This window comes from Vibrio proteolyticus NBRC 13287, assembly GCF_000467125.1.
Taxonomy (GTDB): domain Bacteria; phylum Pseudomonadota; class Gammaproteobacteria; order Enterobacterales; family Vibrionaceae; genus Vibrio; species Vibrio proteolyticus.
The window spans coordinates 227,387-250,941 of sequence record NZ_BATJ01000003.1; the positions used below are offsets into that span (position 1 = coordinate 227,387).

At 50.2% G+C, this 23,555-nt stretch carries 18 protein-coding genes; 9 read left to right on the top strand and 9 right to left on the bottom strand.

What is annotated here, in order from left to right:
- Positions 1–14: 14 nt before the first annotated feature.
- The 4 genes from VPR01S_RS05345 to yceD are packed head-to-tail and all read right to left on the bottom strand — an operon-like array spanning position 15 to position 2,733.
- Positions 15–965 carry a beta-ketoacyl-ACP synthase III gene (locus VPR01S_RS05345; RefSeq protein WP_021704293.1) on the bottom strand — a complete coding sequence of 317 codons (951 nt, stop codon included), beginning with the start codon at positions 963–965 and terminating at the stop codon, positions 15–17.
- 5 nt (positions 966–970) lie between these two features.
- Positions 971–1,996 (bottom strand): phosphate acyltransferase PlsX, encoded by a 1,026-nt coding sequence (gene plsX / locus VPR01S_RS05350; protein WP_021704294.1) that lies wholly within the window; start codon positions 1,994–1,996, stop codon positions 971–973.
- Positions 1,997–2,005: 9 nt separating this feature from the next.
- A complete protein-coding gene (rpmF, locus tag VPR01S_RS05355; protein ID WP_014232495.1) occupies positions 2,006–2,176 on the bottom strand; it encodes a 50S ribosomal protein L32 in 171 nt (56 codons plus the stop codon).
- 32 nt (positions 2,177–2,208) lie between these two features.
- Positions 2,209–2,733 carry a 23S rRNA accumulation protein YceD gene (yceD, locus tag VPR01S_RS05360; RefSeq protein ID WP_021704295.1) on the bottom strand — a complete coding sequence of 175 codons (525 nt, stop codon included), beginning with the start codon at positions 2,731–2,733 and terminating at the stop codon, positions 2,209–2,211.
- 148 nt (positions 2,734–2,881) lie between these two features.
- Here yceD and VPR01S_RS05365 point away from each other — a divergent pair, with 148 nt between their 5' ends.
- Entirely contained in the window at positions 2,882–3,472 is a 591-nt protein-coding gene (locus tag VPR01S_RS05365) for a Maf family protein (protein ID WP_021704296.1), read from the top strand.
- Positions 3,473–3,515: 43 nt separating this feature from the next.
- Here the strand turns inward: VPR01S_RS05365 and rluC are convergent, their stop codons facing one another.
- The gene (rluC, locus tag VPR01S_RS05370; protein ID WP_021704297.1) at positions 3,516–4,463 is read right to left on the bottom strand and encodes a 23S rRNA pseudouridine(955/2504/2580) synthase RluC; all 948 of its coding nucleotides are present in this window, start codon (positions 4,461–4,463) and stop codon (positions 3,516–3,518) included.
- A gap of 602 nt (positions 4,464–5,065) precedes the next feature.
- Between rluC and rne the strand changes: the two genes are divergently transcribed.
- The 3 genes from rne (at position 5,066) to VPR01S_RS05385 (ending at position 10,889) form a co-directional block, all read left to right on the top strand.
- On the top strand, positions 5,066–8,116 hold the full coding sequence (rne, locus tag VPR01S_RS05375) for a ribonuclease E (protein ID WP_021704298.1): 3,051 nt from the start codon (positions 5,066–5,068) through the stop codon (positions 8,114–8,116).
- Positions 8,117–8,342: 226 nt separating this feature from the next.
- Entirely contained in the window at positions 8,343–9,902 is a 1,560-nt protein-coding gene (locus VPR01S_RS05380) for a SulP family inorganic anion transporter (RefSeq protein WP_021704299.1), read from the top strand.
- 111 nt (positions 9,903–10,013) lie between these two features.
- The gene (locus VPR01S_RS05385; RefSeq protein WP_021704300.1) at positions 10,014–10,889 is read left to right on the top strand and encodes an EamA family transporter; all 876 of its coding nucleotides are present in this window, start codon (positions 10,014–10,016) and stop codon (positions 10,887–10,889) included.
- Between the two features lie 87 nt (positions 10,890–10,976).
- On the opposite strand, the gene adhE is transcribed toward VPR01S_RS05385, so the two are convergent.
- The gene (gene adhE / locus VPR01S_RS05390; RefSeq protein WP_021704301.1) at positions 10,977–13,679 is read right to left on the bottom strand and encodes a bifunctional acetaldehyde-CoA/alcohol dehydrogenase; all 2,703 of its coding nucleotides are present in this window, start codon (positions 13,677–13,679) and stop codon (positions 10,977–10,979) included.
- Positions 13,680–14,320: 641 nt separating this feature from the next.
- Here adhE and VPR01S_RS05395 point away from each other — a divergent pair.
- Both VPR01S_RS05395 and VPR01S_RS05400 read left to right on the top strand, forming a co-directional pair.
- Positions 14,321–14,959 carry a YchE family NAAT transporter gene (locus VPR01S_RS05395; RefSeq protein WP_021704302.1) on the top strand — a complete coding sequence of 213 codons (639 nt, stop codon included), beginning with the start codon at positions 14,321–14,323 and terminating at the stop codon, positions 14,957–14,959.
- Positions 14,960–15,010: 51 nt separating this feature from the next.
- On the top strand, positions 15,011–15,856 hold the full coding sequence (locus tag VPR01S_RS05400; protein WP_021704303.1) for an ion transporter: 846 nt from the start codon (positions 15,011–15,013) through the stop codon (positions 15,854–15,856).
- Between the two features lie 60 nt (positions 15,857–15,916).
- Here VPR01S_RS05400 and asd read toward each other — a convergent pair whose 3' ends face one another.
- Complete coding sequence (asd, locus tag VPR01S_RS05405) at positions 15,917–17,047, bottom strand: aspartate-semialdehyde dehydrogenase (RefSeq protein ID WP_040902280.1); 1,131 nt, start codon at positions 17,045–17,047, stop codon at positions 15,917–15,919.
- A gap of 408 nt (positions 17,048–17,455) precedes the next feature.
- On the opposite strand from asd, the gene nhaC reads away from it, so the two are divergent.
- Positions 17,456–18,889 carry a Na+/H+ antiporter NhaC gene (gene nhaC / locus VPR01S_RS05410; protein WP_021704305.1) on the top strand — a complete coding sequence of 478 codons (1,434 nt, stop codon included), beginning with the start codon at positions 17,456–17,458 and terminating at the stop codon, positions 18,887–18,889.
- An 85-nt stretch (positions 18,890–18,974) separates the two neighbouring features.
- Here nhaC and VPR01S_RS05415 read toward each other — a convergent pair whose 3' ends face one another.
- Together VPR01S_RS05415 and yejK are read right to left on the bottom strand one after the other, a co-directional pair.
- Positions 18,975–20,216, bottom strand: a complete 1,242-nt coding sequence (locus tag VPR01S_RS05415; protein ID WP_021704306.1) for an Hpt domain-containing protein — start codon at positions 20,214–20,216, stop codon at positions 18,975–18,977.
- 148 nt (positions 20,217–20,364) lie between these two features.
- On the bottom strand, positions 20,365–21,363 hold the full coding sequence (gene yejK / locus VPR01S_RS05420; RefSeq protein ID WP_021704307.1) for a nucleoid-associated protein YejK: 999 nt from the start codon (positions 21,361–21,363) through the stop codon (positions 20,365–20,367).
- A gap of 84 nt (positions 21,364–21,447) precedes the next feature.
- Between yejK and VPR01S_RS05425 the strand changes: the two genes are divergently transcribed.
- Both VPR01S_RS05425 and VPR01S_RS05430 read left to right on the top strand, forming a co-directional pair.
- Positions 21,448–21,672, top strand: coding sequence for a YejL family protein (locus tag VPR01S_RS05425; protein ID WP_021704308.1), 225 nt, complete (start codon positions 21,448–21,450; stop codon positions 21,670–21,672).
- Positions 21,673–21,698: 26 nt separating this feature from the next.
- On the top strand, positions 21,699–23,495 hold the full coding sequence (locus VPR01S_RS05430) for a DUF3413 domain-containing protein (RefSeq protein ID WP_021704309.1): 1,797 nt from the start codon (positions 21,699–21,701) through the stop codon (positions 23,493–23,495).
- The last annotated feature ends 60 nt before the right edge of the window (positions 23,496–23,555 follow it).

A 23,555-nucleotide genomic window follows, 5' to 3' on the forward strand; every position in this document is an offset into this window, starting at 1 on the left:
ATTCTTTTAAGGGGTTAGAACTTAACCAGTGCAGAACCCCAGGTAAAACCACCGCCGAACGCTTCCAGCAGCAGAGTCTGACCACGCTGAATCCGGCCGTCCCGGACAGCTTCGTCCAGTGCCGTTGGTACGGTCGCTGCAGACGTATTACCGTGGCGGTCCAAAGTGACCACCACCTGGTCCATCGACATAGCCAACTTCTTCGCGGTGGCGGAAATAATGCGGTAGTTCGCTTGATGGGGCACCAACCAGTCAAGTTCGGTTTTGTGCATCCCATTGGCATCCAGAGTGTCTTTCACCAATTTTGATAACTGAGTGACCGCCACTTTAAAGACTTCGTTGCCGGCCATGTGCAGCCACTTGTCGGCATCTTGACCACGCTCTGGCACTTCCAGACTCAGCAATTCACCGAATCGGCCATCAGCATACACGTGCGTCGACAAAATTCCCGGTTCTTCGCTCGCGCCCACGACAACCGCTCCGGCACCATCACCAAACAGAATGATAGTTGAACGATCGGTAGGATCACAGGTTTTTGATAGCGCATCGGAACCAATCACCAAAACATTCTTGCACATACCCGATTTAATGTGCTGATCCGCCACTGACAGAGCATAGATAAAACCAGAACACGCTGCTGCCAGATCAAATGCCGGGCAGCCTTTGATGCCCAGTTTGGCCTGAACCTGACACGCTGACGATGGGAACGTATGGCTGCCACTGGTGGTGGCAACGATAATCAGGTCAATTGCCTCTTTATCGATACCGGCCATATCAATCGCATTTTCGGCTGCGTAGTAAGCCATGTCTGCGACCGTTTCGTTTTCGGCTGCGATTCTGCGCTCTTTGATACCAGTACGTGTGACGATCCACTCATCGCTAGTATCTACCATTTTCTCTAGATCAGCGTTGGTACGCACCTGAGATGGCAGGTAGCTGCCAGTACCTAAAATTTTGCTATACATGAAGACTAATAATGCCTCTCGAGTAAAACCGCTTCCAAACGATCGCTAATACGGCTGGGTACTTGTCGTTTGACCTCGTGTACTGCCTCGCCAATTGCGTTGACGACAGCGGATACATCAGCACTTCCGTGACTTTTAATGACAATGCCGCGCAATCCTAGCAAACTTGCGCCGTTATACTGGTCGGGGTTCAATGTTTTTAGTTCAGTAAATAGCCCGGAAAACAATTTTCTTGCGATCCAGCCCTTTATAGAAGAGGCCATCATGCTGGCTTTTAACTTTTCTATAAAAAGCTGAGCAGTGCCTTCACACGTTTTCAGGCAGATATTGCCGATAAAACCGTCACATACGATAACATCCGCAACATCGCTAAGCAGTTGGTTACCTTCAATATAGCCAATAAAATTGACCGACTGCGTTTGCGACAGCATTTCGGAGCAGCGCTTAACCAAGTCGTTGCCTTTGATTTCTTCGGCACCAATATTAAGAATCGCTACTCGGGGAGGACGCTGGAGGTATTGCTCTGCCAGAGCACTACCCATCACCGCAAACTGAAACAACGAATCCGCGTCACTGGACACATTGGCGCCAAGATCGAGCATCCAGGTTTTGTTGCCCGCGGCCGTCGGCAATGCTGACACCAGCGCTGGTCGTTCAATCCCCGGCAGGAGCTTGAGACGAAAACGGGATAACGCCATCAACGCACCGGTATTGCCGGCACTGACGCAGGCCGCTGCCTGCCCGTCAGCCACCAGATCGATCGCCGAGCCCATCGAGGTACCGTGACTGTTACGTAACGCTAAAGAAGGTTTGTCTGAATTCGCAATCACTCGGTCACTGTGCACAATGCTGATTCGAGCATCGCCGTCGTAACCTAGGTGAGATAATTGAGATGTGATCGAGTTCCGATCACCTGTGAGGATCACTTTTAGCTCTGGGAAATGCGACAGTGCCTGCACGGCGGCAGGCACTGTGACGCGGGGACCGAAATCCCCGCCCATTGCATCAAGTGCAACGGTTATATTTTGCAAAGGTCAACCTTACTTGTTGATAACCTTTTTGCCACGGTAGTAACCTTCAGCAGTCACGTTGTGACGTAGGTGAGTTTCACCTGAAGTCGCGTCTACAGATAGTGCAGCTGTAGTTAGCGCATCGTGTGAACGACGCATGCCACGCTTAGAACGTGTCTTACGGTTTTTTTGTACGGCCATGGACCCTACTCCTATGTTAATTTCTTAAAGCGTTACTTCTTTAAGTTTTTTAAAACATCGAATGGATTCGGCTTTTCTTCCACAACTTCTTCTGGAAGTTCACCAAACACCAAGTTGTCTGAATCAACGCTACAGTCCGCTTCTTCGTGCATTGCAACCTGGGGTAAACTTAGAATGAACTCGTCTTCAACTAACTGTATAAGGTCGACTTCACCGTACTCGTTCAGATCTACCAAATCGTACTCTTCCGGTGCATCCTCTTCACTTTTCGCACTATAGTAAGGCGTATAAGTGAATTGAACTTCGCACTCATGTGCGAAAACCTCGTTACAGCGTTGACACTCTAAATCGACTTCGATGTTAGCTTTACCAGAGATAACAACGAGTCGCTGCTCATCCAACCCGAATGACAATGACACTTGAGCGTCGCGTTTAACGCCTTCGACCGATTCCTCTAAGCGCTTGAAAAGACTAGCCTGAATGATGCCATTGTAGTCCAATCTTTTCTGAGCCGCTTTCGCCGGATCAACCGTTCGCGGTATTTTTACCTTTTGCATAGGGCGCGAATATTATCTTCCAAAACGTGTTTAGTCAAAGAAAAAGGGGAAAAAGTTGTACTTTTTTTGCCTTTCAATAGAGAACTGGATTCAACACAAGTATTCTTTATCAATCAAGCATCAAACCCTGTCGGAATTGTAAAGTAAAATGCCGAAATACCAACTTGTTTTAGCCTCGACCTCCCCTTATCGTCAGCAAATTCTGACTAAACTGGATTTGCCTTTCATCACCGCGTCACCCGATTGCGATGAAACACCATTGGTAAATGAAGCACCTCAGGCACTGGTAGCTCGTCTTGCCGAAGCCAAAGCTCGTTCTTGCCGCCTATCGCGCCCCAGTTTAGTGATCGGCTCGGATCAGGTGTGTGTGATTGACGGTCAGATTGTCGGCAAACCTCACACCCGCGAGAAGGCGATCGCTCAATTAACCCGCCAGAGTGGCAAGACGATCACTTTCTATACCGGGCTGGCATTACACAACACGCATAGTGGGTACACCGAAGTCGCAGTGGAACCGTTTCATGTCCATTTCCGTTCACTGACTCAACAGCAAATTGAAGCTTATGTAGACAAAGAAATGCCACTGAACTGCGCAGGTAGCTTTAAAAGTGAAGGCTTGGGGATCGCGTTGTTTGACAGGCTCGAAGGACGCGATCCGAACACGCTGATCGGATTGCCGCTGATCACCCTGATCGACATGCTGGAACGGCAACACGTTCCGGTGTTTGGCGAAGGATAACAAGTGGCATCAAAAGCGGCAGCACACGCCTGCCGCTTGGTTGTTATTTGCTGTTACGCAGCCCAGTCAGCACTTTTTCAAGTTTTGGCTCCATTGGTGCGTTAATCTCCATCGCTTGTTCGGTTTTCGGATGAACAAAACGGATATTGGCCGCATGCAAGAACAAGCGATCCAGACCGAACTGACCGGTATACGCATCAAAACGGCGATCGCCATAGCGATCATCCCAGGCAATTGGATGTCCGGTATATTGGCTGTGCACCCGGATCTGGTGCGTTCGTCCGGTGATCGGGCTCGCCTGTACTAACGTGGCTTGCGCGAACTGCTCGAGAATCTTAAATCGCGTCTCTGAAGGCTTTCCATTCGGGTTCACCCGGACAATACTGTTAACGTCGTTTTTCAGCAGCGGGGCATTAACCACTTTGCAACTTTTCTTCCACTGCCCCATTACCAGTGCAAAATAATACTTCTGCACGGTTTTCTCACGAAACTGTGCCTGAAGATGGCGCAACGCGGAGCGCTTTTTGGCCACCAGCAAAATGCCTGAGGTGTCGCGGTCAATACGGTGGACCAGTTCCAAAAAACGCGCGTCCGGACGCAGGGCCCTCAGGGCTTCAATCGCACCGAACTTGAGTCCGCTGCCACCATGTACCGCAGTACCCGATGGTTTATTCAGGATCAGCATGTGTTCATCTTCATAAATCACGTGCTGCTCAAGCTCTGCCACCAAGTTGAGTTTGGTGCTCGGCAGATTGTCTTCCTGAGCCGCTTCTAAAGTGACAGGTGGAATTCGTACCACATCCCCGGCTTTCAGCTTATATTCAGCCTTGATGCGCTTTTTGTTCACCCGCACTTCACCCTTACGCACGATGCGATAAATCATGCTTTTCGGTAAGTTTTTTAATTGGTTGCGCAGAAAGTTATCGATGCGCTGACCCGCCATGTCGTCGTCAATATCGACCAACTGGACTTTTGTTCTGATTTCGCTCATTTCGCTATTGTATCACTCAAAGATGCTCAATTTCACATTTTCTATGAAATAAAAATTGCGGTTTAGCGGGCGCTTTTATGACGAACAACACAGTCATAGCTGGACTGTGGATAACAAAGCAGCAAACGGTTACGAAATATCGTTTTGTGGTGATAAATACCCAATTAAACAGCAAGTTAAACGTTAGCCTGAGGAGAAAACGTCGTTTTTTTTCGCCTGTTTATAACAAAGCAGATTGCTGTGTTCACCACGCGCTGCTATAGTTCACAGCTGTGAAAAGTGTTCCGGTTGTATTTTGTACATTAATCGTACACTTTTACTAAGTAATTGAGTAGATAGCTCGATGATGAGGTGCTGCATATGGCGTAAGACACCATCACGTTGAGCTCATCTTGCTGCCCTACTCATCGTCATTCATGCTGAGTATTTACCGCCACTGCGGATCACAGGCTCGCATTTTGAAGCTTGTGATGACTGACGTGCCCGAGAGCATCCCTCCAGCCGGGAGGCTGCACCGATAAAGCCATGGGATCCGGCACCATGAGAACGACTTCAGCGGCAAGAAAAAAATCAAAACGAAGAAAGACATAACGAGATTCACAATGAAAAGAATGTTAATTAACGGAACTCAGAAAGAAGAGTTGCGTGTCGCTTTGGTCGATGGCCAGCGACTGTTCGATTTAGATATCGAAAGTCCGGGTCACGAATCGAAAAAAGCGAATATCTACAAAGGACGTATCACCCGCATCGAACCAAGCCTGGAAGCAGCTTTTGTTGACTACGGTGCAGAGCGACACGGATTCCTCCCACTTAAAGAAATTGCCCGCGAATACTTCCCCGAAGGTTATACCTACCAAGGCCGTCCAAGCATAAAAGAAGTGCTGACAGAAGGTCAGGAAGTGATCGTTCAGGTAGAAAAAGAGGAACGCGGCAGCAAAGGTGCTGCGCTGACCACTTTTATTTCTCTGGCGGGCAGTTATCTGGTTCTGATGCCAAACAACCCTCGTGCTGGTGGGATTTCTCGCCGCATCGAAGGTGATGAGCGCACCGAACTGAAAGCAGCCCTCAGCACGCTTGAAGTCCCTCAGGGTATGGGCCTTATCGTCCGTACTGCCGGGGTTGGCAAAAGTGCCGAAGAGCTAGGGTGGGACTTGAATGTATTGCTTGATTACTGGCAAGCGGTCAAAGGCGTAGCCGACGGTCATCCGGCACCGGTTCTGATTCACCAGGAAACTGATGTTCTGTTCCGGGCGATTCGTGACTATTTGCGTCGCGATATCGGTGAAATCCTGATCGACAGCAATACCGTTTTTGAACGTGCGAAAGAGCACATCAAACGCGTTCGCCCTGATTTTGAAAATCGAGTTAAGAAGTACCCTGGTGAAGTACCGCTATTCAGTCATTACCAGATCGAAAGTCAAATCGAATCAGCGTTTCAACGCGAAGTACGCCTGCCATCCGGTGGTTCTATCGTTATCGACCCAACCGAAGCACTGACATCGATTGATATCAACTCCGCGCGTGCCACTAAAGGCGGTGATATCGAAGAAACAGCGCTGAATACCAACCTAGAAGCTGCGGATGAAATTGCTCGTCAATTGCGTCTGCGCGACTTGGGCGGCCTGGTGGTGATCGACTTTATCGATATGACCCCTGTCCGCCACCAGCGCGAAGTCGAAAACCGCCTGCGTGATGCCGTTCGTCTGGATCGAGCCCGAGTACAGATCGGTCGAATCTCACGCTTTGGTCTGTTAGAGATGTCACGCCAACGCCTGAGCCCTTCACTGGCAGAAGCCAGTCATCACATTTGTCCGCGTTGTAGCGGTACTGGTGTGGTGCGAGACAATGAATCTCTGGCACTGTCTGTGTTGCGTGAAATCGAAGAAGAAGCGCTGAAAGACAACACGTCTCAGGTTCTGGCTGTGGTACCAGTGCCGATCGCCTCTTACCTGCTCAACGAAAAACGCCGTTCAGTTAACCATATTGAACGTGCTCAGGAAGTAAAAATCACTGTAGTGCCGAATTCCGATATGGAAACGCCTCACTTTGAAGTGGTTCGAATTCGTGAAGGTGAAGAGCAGGATCTGCTGTCTTACCTGATTCCTAAGAGCATGGATGCCCTAAGAGAGGCGGAGTCGAAAGAAACTGGCAACACAGCAGCAAAACCAAAACGTATTGAAGAACCAGTACTGAAAGGGTTTGCTGCGCCAACGCAATCCACGCCAACACCCGCGCCGAAACCAGCACCAGTTGCCGAGAAGAAACCTCAACCAAAAGCGAAAGCGAAGCCGGAAGAGACACAGCAGCCAGGTGTGATCAGTCGTCTGTTTAAAGCACTGGGTAGTTTCCTGTTCGGTTCTTCACAACCAGAAGAAAAACCGGAAGAGAAACAAGAAGAGAAGAAAGACAACCGCAACAATCGTCAGCGTCGTAACCGCAGCGATCAGCGTCGTCGTAATAACCGCGACAACCGAGACAACCGAGACAATCGCGATAGCCGTGATGGTAACCGTGACAATCGTGACAACCGCGATAAGAACAAACGCAAGCCAAAACGTGAAGAGCAGGACAACATCGTCGAAGCGAAACCGGTTCAGGAACGCAAGAAAGACACGCGTAAACCGAAACAGGATCGCCGTAAACAACGTGATCGCGATGAAGCCAAACCAAACAAACTGGCGGAACAAGGTCAGAAGTTGGCAGCGGATGCGCAAGCCGAGAAAAAAGATCCTCGTTCTGAGCGTGCGGAAGAAAAGGCAGCCAAGGTCAAAGAGCGTCGTCAGCGTCGTAAACTGACCAAGCAGGTACGCGTTAAAGACCAGCAAGAGCAGGCGGAAACGGCTGAAGAAGTGAAACAGGTTCAAGCACAAGCAGTGGCTGAAGTGGCCGAACAAACGACCACGGAAACTGCGGCTGAAGAAGGTGAAGGTAAGCAACGTCGCAACCGTCGTTCTCCACGTCATCTGCGTGCCAGTGGCCAACGTCGTCGTCGTGGTCGTGACCGTCGCCCTAACCCATTCCGCCTGCGCAAAGGTGGGGTTGCCTCTCCAGAGATGGCTATGGGTAAAGTGATGCCACGCTACGATCTGGTGCAAAAACCAAAACGCGATGAGAAAGCGACGCCAAAAGCTGAGTCAATCACAACACCGGCATTGGGTGGCGTTGCCTGCCCAGAAATGGCGATGGGTAAAGTGATCGTCCGCCGAGTGGAAGAGTTCGCCCCAGTAGTCGAAGCGCCAGTTACAGCCAGCGTCGAAGCCGACGTGGCGCCGCAAGCTGCACCGGTCGTTGAAGCCCCGATTGTGGACACTGCGTCAGCCGTACCAAATGAAGCTCCGGCTGACGTTGTTGTAGAAACAGACGCGGCCACAGCACCGAAGGTGGCGGCTGTAGAACCAGAAGCGAGTGCTGATAAGGCTCCTGTTGTGACGGCAAAACCTATCGTCAACGAACCTGTCGCCAAGAAAGCAGCAACGGCTCTGGTTAAAGGGCACGCCGCGTCACCAATGGCTAAAGCGCCAGGTACCAGTGAATTGCGCGCCATCGACATTGTCGCTGCGCCACTGCGCAGCGAGCGTTATCAACCTCGGGGGGCCGGCAGTCAGGCGGCTCGCAACCAGGCTGGTGCCGTAATGACCAAGCCTCAGGTGTAATCACCTCCTCAAAGCCCGCTACACAGCGGGCTTTTTCATTCAATCGGGCCAAACAACGCGCCGGTTCTCCGGTTATTTATTGAACTCAATCACAGTTTTCGGTAGCATTCCCCGACTCACCGTGCCCGGCTCTGGCCAGCTGCTCTTTTAAGTGTTCACTTTTGCTCAGCGGCAGGAAGCCCTTCACGGTCAACATTCACCAATATGAGCAAAGAACTGAGCAAACATGTTCGAATTCCCACAATTTTCCAAGCACTCTGTCAAAAATGACGTTTTGTCGGGCCTGACTGTCGCGCTGGCACTGGTGCCAGAAGCTGTCGCGTTCGCCTTTGTTGCGGGCGTTGACCCGATGGTTGGTCTGTACGCAGCCTTTATTGTCGGCCTGGTTACCTCTGTTTTCGGTGGTCGTCCAGGCATGATCTCCGGCGCGACCGGAGCGATGGCCGTGGTCATGGTCAGCTTGGTGGCCACACATGGCGTCCAGTATTTGTTTGCCGCCATTCTGTTGGCTGGTGCCTTGCAGATCACCGCAGGTCTGTTCAAACTCGGCAAATTCATTCGCATGGTTCCCCATCCGGTAATGATAGGGTTCGTGAACGGGCTGGCAATCGTGATTTTCCTGGCGCAACTCGGTCAATTTAAAGCTCCGGATCTGAGCGGCGCTCTGACCTGGTTGCCAGGCGACCAAATGATGCTGATGCTCGGCTTGGTTGCACTCACTATGGCAATCATCCATTTCTTGCCAAAACTGACTACAGCGGTACCTTCATCACTGGTGGCCATCGTGTCTGTGACGTTGCTGGTGCAAGGTCTGGGACTGGAGACTCGCACCGTGGTTGACTTCCTGCGTACCATGTCTGGCGATGCGGCCGCTACACTGGCTGGCACACTACCAACGTTTGCGTTGCCGAGTGTACCGATGACACTGGAAACGCTGCAAATTATTCTGCCGTACGCCGTGATACTCGCCGCCATTGGTCTGATTGAATCGCTGCTTACTCTGACCGTACTGGACGAAATGACCAACACCCGTGGTCAGTCCAATCGCGAATGCGTTGGTCAGGGTCTGGCAAACGTCACCTGTTCAATGTTTGGTGCCATGGGTGGTTGTGCCATGATTGGCCAATCGATGATCAACGTGAACTCTGGCGGTCGTGGCCGCCTGTCAGGCATTGTTGCCGCCGTTATGTTGCTGGTGTTTATCCTGTTCGCATCGTCATTGATCGAAATGATCCCGCTGGCGGCACTGGTTGGGGTGATGTTCATGGTTGTCATCGGTACGTTTGAATGGGCAACCTTCAAGCTGGCACGCCGTGTACCAAAACAGGACTTCTTTGTTATCGTGCTGGTGACCGTCGTGACGGTCATGACTGACCTGGCCGTCGCGGTCGCGGTCGGGGTGATCGCCTCGGCGCTGATGTTTGCCTGGGAACATGCCAAACACATCTACGCCAGCAGTTGCATCAACGACGAAGGCTCTAAAGAATACCACATCAACGGCCCGATCTTTTTCGGTTCAGCCACCAACTTCCTGGAGCTGTTTGACGCGCAAAATGATCCACAGGATGTGATTGTCGACTTTGCCAACTCTCGCGTTACCGACCACTCAGCGATTGAAGCGATCGAAACCGTTGCAGAGCGTTACGCTGCTGTAGGTAAAACGCTGCACCTGCGCCATCTGAGTCAGGATTGCCGTGCGCTGCTTCACAAAGCTGGCAGCCTGGTCGAAATTAACGTCAAAGAGGACCCGAGCTATAAAGTCGCCACCGACATATTGGCCGGTTAACCCTCACCACCACGTTAAAAGCCTCCACATCGGAGGCTTTTTTATTTAACTTGCTGATTAGGCGACTCTTTCATAGCATGGTGGCTTATTGCTCACTGCGGATAGATAATCATGACATGGATTTTGTTTACGCTGCTGGCTGCTTTTATGCAGTCGTGGCGCAATGCCTTTCAAAGTCGCCTCTCTTCTGACGTTAAAACCACAGGTGTCACTCTGGCACGCTTTCTCTGGGCTGGCCCTATTGCCGCACTGTATCTGCTGGTTCTGTATCAGATCGAGCCGACAGCATGGCCGGAGTTCAATCTGCGTTTTAGCGGCTTTATTCTTGGCGCCGCGCTGATGCAAATTATTGCTACCGCGCTGATGGTCACACTATTCAAGTTCAACAACTATGCAGTCGGTGCGGGGCTGGCCAAAAGTGAAGCCCTGGTTGCTGCGATTCTCGGCATGCTGTTTTTCGGTACCCAACTGACCACGCTGGGCTGGCTTGGCGTGCTGATCGGCGGCGTTGGCGTCTTTTTGATGAGTTCTCAAGGTCACTATCGCCACATATCGCTGTCGACGGTACTGATTGGACTTGGCTGTGGCAGTGCGTTTGCATTGACGTCTCTGTGGGTTCGAGAAGCCAGCTTGGCATTAGGGCTGTCTTTTCCACACAGCGCCGCTTGGGTGCTATTGCTGGTGATTTCACTGCAAACGTTTGTGTTACTCGTATATTTATTGATGACCGACCCACCGACGCTCAAAGTATTGTGGTCAAAACCGCGTCTCACGCTACTCACCAGCGCCTGCAGTTGCATTGGTTCTATTGGCTGGTTCAGCGCGATGTCGTTACAGGCCGTGCCGTATGTAAAAACTCTGGGTCAGGTCGAGGTGTTCTTCACCATGTTGATCTCTATTTTCTGGCTGCGTCAGCGCGTACGAATTCGAGATGGGCTAGGACTGCTCCTGATCGCCTTGGCGGCGATTCTGGTCATGTGGGTATAAAAAAGCCCCGGCCAATCGGCCGGGGCTGAACTTTTCCCGATGTACTGAGATGATTCGCTCTAGCGAAAACCTATCTCAGGCAGCAAATTACGCGTTCGCTTTGGCTTTCTTCGCTTTAGGAGCGGCTTTCGCTGCTTCCTGATCCGCTTTTTTCTTGATAACTGTGGTGCCTTCGAAAGTGTCTCCTTCAACGAACGCTTTACCGTAGTAAGACGCTGTCAGTACATCTTTCAGCTCACTGATCAGTGGGTAGCGTGGGTTTGCACCGGTACATTGGTCATCAAACGCTTCAACCGCCAGCTCATCCAGTTTCGCCAGGAAGTCAGACTCCGCAACACCCGCCGCCTGAATTGACATTGGAATATCCAGATCCACTTTCAGTTCATCCAACCACGCCAGCAGACGCTCAATCTTCTGCGCAGTGCGGTCACCCGCCTGGCTCAGACCCAGATGGTCAGCCACTTCCGCGTAACGACGACGGGCTTGTGGGCGGTCATATTGCGAGAACGCAGTTTGCTTAGTTGGGTTGTCGTTGGCGTTGTAACGAACCACGTTAGAGATCAGCAACGCGTTGGCCAAACCGTGAGGCAGGTGGAACTCAGCGCCGATTTTGTGCGCCATGGAGTGGCACACACCTAGGAACGCGTTGGCAAATGCGATACCAGCAATGGTCGCAGCATTGTGCACTTTCTCACGTGCGATTGGGTCGTTAGCACCGTTCGCGTAACTTGATGGCAGGTACTCTTTAAGCATCTTCAGAGCTTGCAGTGCCTGACCATCTGAGTATTCGTTCGCCAGAACCGACACGTAAGCTTCCAGAGCGTGAGTAACCGCATCGTAACCACCGAAGGCAGTCAGAGACTTAGGCATGTTCATCACCAGGTTCGCGTCAACGATAGCCATGTTCGGAGTCAGTTCGTAGTCCGCCAGTGGGTATTTCGCACCAGTTTTGTCGTCAGTTACTACGGCAAACGGCGTTACTTCTGAACCGGTACCGGAAGTGGTTGTAATACATACCAGCTCCGCTTTCTGACCCATTTTAGGGAACTTGTAGATACGTTTACGGATGTCCATAAAGCGCATCGCCAGTTCTTCGAAGTGGGTCTCTGGGTGTTCGTACATCACCCACATGATTTTCGCTGCGTCCATTGGTGAACCACCACCCAGTGCCAGAATCACATCTGGCTGGAAGCTGCTCATCGCTTCAGCGCCTTTCTTAACCACAGACAGCGTTGGATCCGCTTCTACGTCGAAGAAAGTTTGCACTTCCATACCCTGAGCTTTCAGCAGTTGTACTACATCGTCTGCATAACCGTTGTTGAATAGGAAACGGTCAGTGACCAGGAACGCGCGTTTTTTGCCTTCCAGGTCGCTCAGTGCGATTGGCAGGCTGCCACGACGGAAGTAGATTGACTTAGGTAGTTTGTGCCACAACATGTTTTCAGCTCGTTTCGCTACAGTTTTCTTGTTGATCAGGTGCTTAGGACCTACGTTTTCAGAGATAGAGTTACCACCCCAAGAGCCACAACCCAGAGTCAGAGACGGCGCAACGTTGAAGTTGTACAGGTCACCGATACCACCGTGAGTGGTTGGGATGTTGATCAGAATACGTGCCGTTTTCAGTTTGTCACCAAAGTAACGGATACGGTCTGCGTTGACGTCCTGATTGGTGTAAAGACCAGAGGTGTGACCGATACCGCCGATTTCAACCATGGTCACCGCTTGTGCTACCGCATCTTCAAAATCGTCAGCACGGAACAGACCCAGAGTCGGAGACAGTTTTTCGTGTGCAAATTCATCATCGTACGACACTTTCCCCAGACCTTCACCGACCAGTACTTTCGTGTCTGCAGGCACGTTAACACCCGCCATATCTGCGATTTTCGCTGCTGGCTGACCTACAATTTTTGCGTTCAGAGCGCCATCAATCAGTAAAACTTTACGCACTTTTTCTGCTTCTGCTTTGCTCAGTACGTAGGCTTTGTGAGAAGCAAAACGCGCCTTCACTTCATCGTAAACCGCGTCAACTACAATAGCGGCCTGTTCAGAAGCACACACTACGCCGTTGTCGAACGTTTTAGACATCAGAATAGACGCAACCGCTCGTTTGATGTCCGCAGTTTCGTCAATCACGACAGGCACGTTACCCGCACCGACACCGATCGCTGGCTTACCTGAAGAGTATGCTGCTTTCACCATGCCAGGACCACCGGTTGCCAGGATCAGCGCGATACCTTCATGTTTCATCAGAGCGTTAGACAGCTCTACAGATGGCTGGTCGATCCAGCCGATGATGTCTTTTGGTGCACCGGCAGCCACAGCGGCGTCCAGAACCAGTTTTGCTGCATCATTGGTTGAATTCTTTGCACGAGGGTGTGGCGAGAAGATGATGCCGTTACGAGTCTTCAGAGAGATCAGAGATTTGAAGATCGCAGTTGATGTTGGGTTAGTGGTTGGTACGATACCGCAGATGATGCCAACCGGCTCTGCGATAGTCATGGTACCCAGGTTATCGTCTTCTTCCAGAACACCACAGGTCTTTTCATCTTTGTATTTGTTGTAGATAAACTCAGAGGCAAAGTGGTTCTTAATCACTTTATCTTCAACAATACCCATGCCAGATTCTTCAACCGCTTGCTGCGCTAAAGGAATACGAGCCTGGTTCGCGGCCAGAGACGCAGCACGGAAGATTTTGTCTACTTGCTCCTGAGAGTAAGTCGCAAATTCTTCTTGCGCTTTTTTCACGCGGGCAACCAGAGCATCAAGTTCAGCCAGATTAGTAACAGGCATAGTGAATCTCCTAAAATTAACAAATATTAAAAACTTTTTAGTAAGGCCGCTGTTGTAAAAGAATCTCCGCTCATCAGTGACTTATAACAACAACACTCTTAGTAAATTGCTTTCAGAACTGAGTATAATATTTCATAGTGTGAAAAAAATTGACTCAGATCAGTTCTCACTTTCTAAATACCTACAAAGTGGTGTGCAAGTAAAACAAAAACAATTAAGGCACTGATTTTAAATAAAATAAAACCAGAAAAAGAATGAACAAAAAAGCCACAAATAAATTCAAAAATCTTCAAAAGTTACAAAAGCCTGTAAAAAAATTTCATTTTTGAACAAACAGGCACCTGTGTACCTCGTTTAATGTGCTACTGACAGTATATCCAAACGCTATCATCCCCGTGAAAATCTGCTCAGTTTTTATCAGAAATGTGCGAATGTTAACGTTTGTATAAAAAACCACTTTTATTACGCCTTAATTACGTAACAGATCGCCTCAAAGTTGTTTACGTTTCTGTTAATAATTAGTTTTTCTCACGGATGAAGTGGTCTGGGCCTTAGTTTTTTTCATTCGTCGTGCCAGGCAAGTTGCAATACATTATGGCTGCCTTGTTCTGTTCCCTGAGACTTCATAAGAGATACACGCCATGCAATCGCTTGAAATCGCTATTTTCCTGCAGTTTTTCCTCGGACTGGTCGCCGCGGTGAACCCAGTGGGTATTATGCCGGTGTTTGTGTCACTGACCGGCCACATGACGCCGGAAGAAAAAAACAAAACCGCCCTGACCGCTAATATCGCAGTCGCGATTATCCTGACGGTATCACTGCTGGCTGGGCAGATGTTGTTGGATATGTTCAGTATTTCTCTGGACTCGTTCCGCGTAGCTGGCGGCCTACTGCTGTTGAGTATCGCGTTTTCAATGATGAGCGGTAAGCTAGGTGAAGATAAACAGAATAAACAGGAAAAGTCGGAATACGTCAGCCGCGAACAAATCGGGGTTGTGCCGCTTGCGATGCCGTTGATGGCCGGCCCGGGTGCCATCAGTTCGACCATCGTTTATGGTGCCCGCTACCCTAGTATGCTGGATACCGTAGGCATCAGTGCCACGATCGCGTTGTTCTCGCTCTGCTCCTGGTTTTTGTTTCGTTCCGCGCCACTGATTGTGCGTTTTCTGGGTCAGACCGGCATCAACGTCATCACGCGGATTATGGGCCTGATTCTTGGGGCTCTCGGGATCGAGTTTATCGCCAACGGATTACGTAACCTGTTTCCGGGATTAGCCTGATTTATGGTTTAACGGTATGATATTGCTACGTTGAACCCTGTTAGCAATATCATGCCAGAGCATATTCTTAAACATCGTCTCTATGTCATCATTTTCGGTACCCATACCCGGGCGGGTAAGATTTTCGATCTTGCACTGATCACCGCGATTTTCTCTTCTTTAGTCGTCCTGGTGCTCGAATCGATTCCAGAAATCAAAGCCGAATGGGCCACTACCCTGCGTCTGTTTGAATATGGCTTCACAGCCCTGTTCACCATCGAATATCTGCTGCGGCTGTACTGCTCCCCCAAACCCGCAGCCTATGCCAAAAGCTTTTACGGCGTGGTCGACTTGCTGGCCATCTTGCCAACTTACCTGTCGATTTTCTTTCCTTCCGCCTCGTTCATGGGGGTTATCCGTCTGCTGCGTGTCATGCGCATCTTCCGCATCCTTAAACTGGTGCGTTACCTGCAAGATTCAAATCTGCTGATGCGTTCGCTTTTGATGGCCCGGCGTAAAATCTTCATTTTCTTCACCACGGTCGCCATTCTGGTCACCATCTTCGGTGCGTTAATTTACGTTATTGAAGGACCGGAAAACGGCTTTACCAGTATTCCTCAGAGTATTTACTGGGCGATTGTGACGATCACCACCGTCGGATACGGTGATCTGGTACCTCAAACCGCGTGGGGGAAAGGGATTGCCTCGCTGACTATGTTGCTCGGTTATTCGATTCTGGCGGTGCCGACCGGCATTATCACCGCGGAGCTGAATCAGGAAATGAACTCGCACCGCACGCTGGTCAAATGCCCGAACTGCTCACGCGCCGGACATGAACCCGATGCCATGCACTGTAAACATTGTGGCAGTCAGTTAGCGGACCCTGACAAGCGGGTAGTCGCGACTGCTTGTGAATAGTTCAAATCAACGGCATAAAAAAGCACCTCAATCGAGGTGCTTTTTTCTTGCGTCCGGCGCTTACTGTTTTTCAGCCAGGATAATCCGCAAAGTACGACGTAGCGGTTCTGCTGCGCCCCACAACAGCTGGTCACCCACCGTGAAGGCGTTGAGGAAATCATCGCCCATCGACATTTTACGCAGACGTCCCACCGGAACCGACAGCGTACCAGTCACTTTCGCTGGCGTCAGCTCCTGAGCGGTAATATCACGATCGTTCGGGATCACTTTCACCCAGTCGTTGTGCGTGGCGATCATCTCTTCAATCTCATCCATCGGCACATTTTGTTTTAGCTTGATGGTCAGCGCCTGAGCGTGACATCGCATCGCACCGATACGCACACAAGTGCCATCAATTGGTACCGGCGCATCCTGTAAGCCCAGGATCTTGTTCGCTTCCACGCCGGCTTTCCACTCTTCCTTGCTTTGGCCATTGTCACGTTTCACATCAATCCAAGGGATCAGAGAACCGGCCAACGGCACACCAAACTGATCGGTTGGGAAGGATGACGAACGAATCGTGTCAGCGACTTTCTTATCAATGTCTAGAATAGAGCTTGCCGGGTTGGCCAGCTCTGAGCTGACGGCGTCGTTGATCACACCCATTTGCGAAATCAATTCGCGCATGTTCTTCGCGCCAGCGCCGGAAGCGGCTTGATACGTCATCGCGCTCATCCATTCCACCAGGCCTTTTTCATACAGGCCGCCCAACGCCATCAGCATCAGACTGACCGTACAGTTACCACCGACAAAGGTGTTGGTTCCGGCGTGGATTCCCTGCTGGATTTGTGTCAGGTTGACCGGATCCAGGGTAATGATGGAGTCTTCTGCCATACGAAGCGTGGATGCAGCGTCAATCCAGTAGCCTTTCCAGCCAGCCTGACGCAACATTGGGTAAACTTTTTCAGTGTATCCGCCACCCTGACAGGTGATGATGGCATCGAGTTGTTTCAGTGCGTCGATATCGAACGCATCCTGAAGTAAACCCGTTTCGCTTGTGCCATGCTTTGAAGGAACAGTTGGGGCAGGGATTCCCACCTGAGATGTACTGAAAAATACCGGCTCAATCAGATCGAAGTCTTTCTCTTCCACCATACGCTGCATCAGTACAGAACCGACCATGCCGCGCCAGCCAACTAAACCTACTCTCATCACTAAACTCTCCGTGTGTTGGGTAAAAATGAACGTCTTTCATCTTTCAATTTTCGCGCCCAGATCTCAAGCAATAATTTACATTAGTTGTAACTTTTTACTGGTTTCAGGGCGAATAACGATTTAAGTGCAGATAAACCATCGTTTGTTAAGCACAAACACAGCACCGTAACATTTTGTTAATCCAATTTTCAAACTGTCGCACACAAATTCCACATTACAAAACATTTCACATCATTAATATTAACAAAAAACAAAACTAAACACCAAAAAACAAAATATACACAGATACAAATCACAATAAATAACCAGACTATCGATATATTATCCTTTGTCATGTAAAGTGCTGCCGGTAGTTAATAAGGGCAATTACACTCCTTAGCTCCTAAATCTAATAAGAGGCTCTTCATGAAGCACATTTCCCCCCGTTTGCCGAGCTTATTGCAGGTCGTAATATCTTTGGGATTATTCTTGCTACTGGCGTTTTCGTTCACCGCCAAGCTCAATTTACCGATCCAGCTGGCACTGTATATCGGCTGGTTCATTATTATGGTGCTGGGCATCCGCCTGGGTCACAAATACAAAGATCTCGAGCAAGCCGCTCTGGGCGGTATTTCTAACGGCTTGGGCGCCGTGTTGATCCTGCTGGCTGTCGGCGCATTAGTCGGTACCTGGATCTCTGGTGGTATCGTCCCGACCATCATTTACTATGGTCTGAAAGCCATCCACCCGTCCATTTTCCTTCTGGCAACGATGATCATCTGTTCTCTGACCGCACTGGCCACGGGGACATCTTGGGGTGCCGCGGGTACCGCCGGGATCGCGATGATGGGCATCGGCCAGGGCTTGGGTGTTCCTGCTCCGATCACCGCTGGTGCGGTACTGTCGGGCTGTTACTTTGGTGACAAAATGTCACCACTGTCTGATTCAGTCATCCTGGCTTCATCCATGTCTAACGTCGAAGTCGTGGAGCACATCAAAGGCATGTTGCCAATCGCACTGATCAGCTATGTGATCACCGGCATCATGTTCACCGCGTTCGGTTTCCACTACGCGGGTAAAGTCGATATGTCTCAGGTGCAGGGCGTTATTGAAGCGATGGAAACACAGTTTTACATCACACCATATTCGTTTGTGCCGGTGATGATCGTTCTTGGCTTACTGGCCATGCGCATGCCGTCGTTCCCAGTGATCAGTTTCGGTTCCCTGTTGGGTATTGTCTGGGCGGTGATGATTCAGGATGTCGACTTCCTGCAAGCGTTCAATACCGCGTGGGCACCGTTTAACATTCAGTCCGGTGTTGACTTTATTGACGCCATTCTCAATCGCGGTGGGATGTCTTCCATGCTGGGTTCGGTCGCAGTGATTGTCTTTGGTCTGGGTTTTGGTGGTCTGCTGGACAGAGTGGGCGTGCTGGAAACCATTGCTAAGCTGTTTGAACGCCGCGTGACCAGCCCGGGATCACTGGCCACCAGCACTATCGGTACCGCCTTTATGGGCAACGTGTTCGGTTCCGCTATGTACGTATCACTGATCCTGACGCCAAAAATCTGTGCAAAAAATTACGATCGCCTGGGCTACAAACGTAAGAACCTGTCCCGAAACGCTGAGTTTGGCGGTACCCTAACCTCAGGTATGGTACCGTGGAGCGATAACGGTATTTACATGGCCAGCATTTTGGGTGTCGCCACCTTGTCTTATGCGCCATTCATGTGGTTAAGCTTCGTCTGCATTATCGTCACCATTTTCACCTCTTACATGGGTTGGTTTGTCGATAAATGTGAGCCGACGGCGGAACCTACCGAAGGGGAAGAAACGGCCTTAGAACGCCAGTCTGCCTGATCGGAATTCCCATCATGAAGAGCGCCTTTACGGCGCTTTTTTTGTTTCGTTAGATGGCGATACTCACATTGAGTAATGTGCGGACTCACTCGGAATGAAGATATCCTCCGCCTCCGGTGGCTTTGTGTGCCGCAATGTAAGATTGCGCCTCCCCAATGGCGCGGCGCAGACTTTCCGCCAGATGATCGAGTTCTTCGCGCGTGAGTCGCTCTCCCTGCTTGAGTTTCGTTTCCGCAATCAAAGCCGCATCACGCAGTATGTCAGCACCGAGATTGGAGGCCACGCCTTTGAGACTGTGCGCTTTGCGCATGGCACTATCTGGGTCCACATTAATCAGAGAACGCAGCGCCTCGACATCATCGTAATGATCCTGAACAAACACTTGCAGCAGCAGGTTCACCGACTCCTGATCCCCGCTGAGGGAATCGAGCATGTGTTCAAAACGAATTTGTTGCTGTGGTTCAGACGAAACTGCGCCGTCTTTTTTCTCCATAGGCAAGTCAGAGAGTTGTTCCGGTTCTTCACATTTGCCTGCCAGAGGAGGGCCTGCCATGGTTTCATTGTCCAATCGCGAAACCACAGCGAGAATCGCAGCGACAAACACAAAGCCGATCAGGACCAAAAACATCAGGTGTAATGACAGCAAGCGATGATGTTGATTTTCCAGGGTGAGTATTTCTGCATGAATCGGATGGTTAAGCAGTTGATCGACCACGTGGCTGCCTTTGGCGTAATCGCCGAGAATGGTGGCCGCCTGAGCGAGGGTTTGTTGCAGCTCTTTCTGTTGTGACCCCGGAAGCTGGTAAGAGAGTGCCAGCAAACGATCCAGATCCCGGTATGCTTCCGATTGGCTGTCGATACTGACAAACATGGCATCAAAAACATAGGCACTCAAACGATAATACGCACCGCTCAATTGAGGGACCTCAGCGTACTTCACTCGCAATGCTTTCAATGTATCGGCTAACGCCAGTAACTCCGTTTCGCTGCTGATAAAAGAGCGCCCCAGATCCAGAAACCGCTGCGTCAAATAGATCAACTGGCTGACGTCAGGGGCAAACATCCCACTGCTCTCCTGCGCTTCCAGATTTAACTTGAGTGAGTACAGTAACTGAACTTTGAGTTCCAGCTCACTCAGACCACGGGCGCGATAGGACGTATCGTAATACAGAGAACGGGTGATGGATTCAACACTGTGACTGAGCTCTTCAATGGAAGTCATGGTTCTGACCAGCGTACGATCGTTAAACAGCACCAGCGAGCTGAGCGCTAACCACAAGATAGCCAATAACCAAATCAGCCGGCGCTGACGTATTCTTCCTTCCATGACACCGCTCAAAATGCTCCGTACGTCATTCCAGTATAAACAGCAGGCAGCCAGTCACGCATAACCGTGACCTCAATTCTGTGAAGCGCTAGGTAATTTATTCCGGCCAAAACAAAACAGAGAGCCGCCGGGGCTCTCTGTGGAAAGATTATTTTCGTGTGAGCTGATCACGCAGGTTAGGCGGTGTGCCTTTGATGGTCAGCGTATCGGTTTCTGGATCATAAAAGACGCGCTCTCCCAGCAACAAGCTGTCAAAGCTGACATTCAGACCGCCACCTGCACCGACATATTTCGTCAGTTTCCGCACCGTAGAGCGATCGGCCGGGAAACTCTCTTCCAGCTCATAACCATGTTCTTGGGTGTAATCGAGGAAACTGGTGCCGTCCTGGCTCGGGGGCAGCTCACCGGAGAGCTCTTGCAACTGCACTTCGTCACCTGCTTTGATCTGCTCGTTGCAGTAGTCGTACACCTGTTTTTTGTAGCTGACGGCTTCATCTTTCTCCAGCTTAGAATCTGAGACAAAATCTTCCACTGCCTGCATCAGTACCAGGTTTTGCTGTTTGGTATCGAGACCAACATCGGCCTGTAAAAAATCGAGGAAGAAGTCAGCAACTTTGCGCCCTACCCGGCCTTTGATGTACGTCAGATAGCGATTGGAATCGGAGTCTGCTTCATAGGTCGACAAATCAATGCGCGCCGCAATGTCCATTTTGCTCAGATCCAGGTAATCCGTGGCGCTGATTTCCAGCCCTTCCGTCACTTTCAGGCTCTGATTGGATGGCAAAATCGCAATAAACAGGTAGTCAGTCGCCAGACTCTGATATTCCGCTAACACCAAAATGCCTTCATCGGCAAACGGGTATTTAGCCAGTTCATTTTTCAGTCGGTTGGCACTGATTTGTGAGAAGTCATAGAAATTTCTGTCACCACGACGAAGTTCTTGCAACCATGACTGGAACTCGCTGTCAGACTGGAAAGAACCGAAGCCTTTACCGCCTTTTGAGTTAAAAACCCGATGCAGTTCAGCCACTAAGTTTTCGCTGGACGCATCATTGGCAAGCGCATCTGCACGGAAGTTCACTTCCAGCTCGTCCTGATCGTTTTTTCTGAGCTGGTGTAAGATTACGTTGGAAAGGTGAAGACTCATAAGAATTTATCGTCGTTCTAGGTTTCAGTTGTACGGCATTGTAGGTTATCATAAGCCGCTTTTACTATCATCATTAGAGTCTTTATGCCGATTACATCTAAATACAGCGACGAACAAGTTGAAAAAATCCTGACCGAAGTGGCTGCAGTGCTGGACAAACACAATGCCTCAGCGGAACTTTCTCTGATGATTGTGGGAAATATCGCTACCAATGTCTTAAATCAAAGTGTTGCCCCTTCACAACGCAAGGCGATTGCTGAAAAATTTGCTCAAGCGCTGGTTTCCTCTGTCGAAACTGGCTCTCACTAAACCGAAACCGGATAAAAGAACAATTCATGGTAGATAACGGAAATTCATACGGTGAACGGGTCTCTCGATTAGTTGGCTGGGGGCATTGGTTTGCCTTTTTCAACATCATCGCGGCAATGCTGATCGGTACCCGCTACATTACTCAGTCACCATGGCCGGAAACCCTGCTGGGGCAGTTTTATCTGGCTATCTCCTGGGTGGGTCACTTTGGTTTCCTCGTTTTTGCGCTCTACCTGTTGGTTCTTTTTCCGCTGACCTTTCTGGTCCCGGCGCGCAAACTCTTCCGTTTGTTGTCGGTCTGTTTCGCCACTGTCGGCCTGACACTGCTGCTGATTGATACACAGGCGTATCAAACCATCAGCCTGCACTTAAACCCTGTTGTATGGGAAGTGTTGTTCAGTGACGACACCAGTTCAGTCAGTGCTGATTTACAGCACCTATTTGTGGTGATGCCACTGATATTTCTGCTGGAACTCGGCCTGTCCGAGTGGGTGTGGCGCAAGCAGCGTAAATTGTCACACAAACGCGTTGGCCGCCCTCTGGCGGCAGTATTCTTTGTCTCGTTTATCGGCGGTCATTTGATTTACGTTTGGGCGGATGCCTATTTCTACAATCCGGTGACTTCGCAACGCGCCAATTTCCCGCTCTCATACCCGATGACGGCGAAGTCGTTTATGGAAAAACATGGTCTGTTGGACCGTGAAGAGTACCTGAAACGTCAGGCGGAAAATGAAGGCAAGACCGCGCTGGTAAATTACCCTCTGGAGCCGATCGAATTTAACCGCCGTGCCAATCATCTCAACGTTTTGGTGGTGAGTGTCAATAATTTGCGCTCGGATGCTCTCAACGCTCAGGACATGCCGAACACTTACCAGTTTGCGCAGCAGAACCTGAACTTCAGCAACCATTTCAGTTCGAGCAATGACATGTTCGGTGTGTTTGGCCTGTTCTATGGTTTACCAAGCAGTTATGCTGGAAGCATCAAATCTCAGGCAACCCTGCCCATTCTGATCACCACCCTTAAAGAGCAGGGTTATGATTTCGGTCTGTTCAGCGGCGATAACTTCGACGATGACCTCTATGGCGAATCGGTTTTCCGCGGGCTGGACTTTACAGGCATTACCTTTAATGACAGTTCAACCCCAGACACTCAGGCCATTGAGCGCTGGGCGACCTGGGCTTCTGCGGCGAAAAAACCCTGGTTCAGTTTCCTGGAACTGACCACGGTTGACAGCTTCAAGATGAACAGTGACAGCAAAGGCGACGCGACCGCCCGTCTCAAAGCGGGCTACCAGCAATCGGTGCAAACCGCTGACACTGAGCTGGGTCAGTTGTTCGATAAAATTCAGTCGCTGACTCTGAGCGATAACACCGTGGTGATTGTGACATCCAATCACGGCACGGAGTTTAATGAAACTAAGACCAACAGTTGGGGCTCAAACACCAATTACAGTCGTTATCAGTTACAGGTACCAATGATCATTCACTGGCCGGGTAAACTGGCGGCCGAATACAGCCACCGCACCAGTCATCTGGATTTATCGGTCACGCTGTTGCAAGACCTGCTTGGTGTTTCGTCCAATCCGAACGATTTCAGCAGCGGACGCAGCTTGTTTGACGAGCGCAAACGCAAATGGATTCTGGCTGGTGACACCCGTGAGCTTGCGTTAATTACACCAGAAAGCACGACGGTGATTGATAAGTTTGGTAACTTCAAAGTCTACGATGAAAACTACAAACGTGAAAAAGACGAGAACCCTGCATTGACCGTCCTGATGCAAGGTTTAACCGAATTGCAGCGTTTTTACGCTAAAGACAATTAAATCAAACTGTTAGTTTAAGAATCGTATTGACGTTGAGCGAGAAAGCGATTAAATTAATCC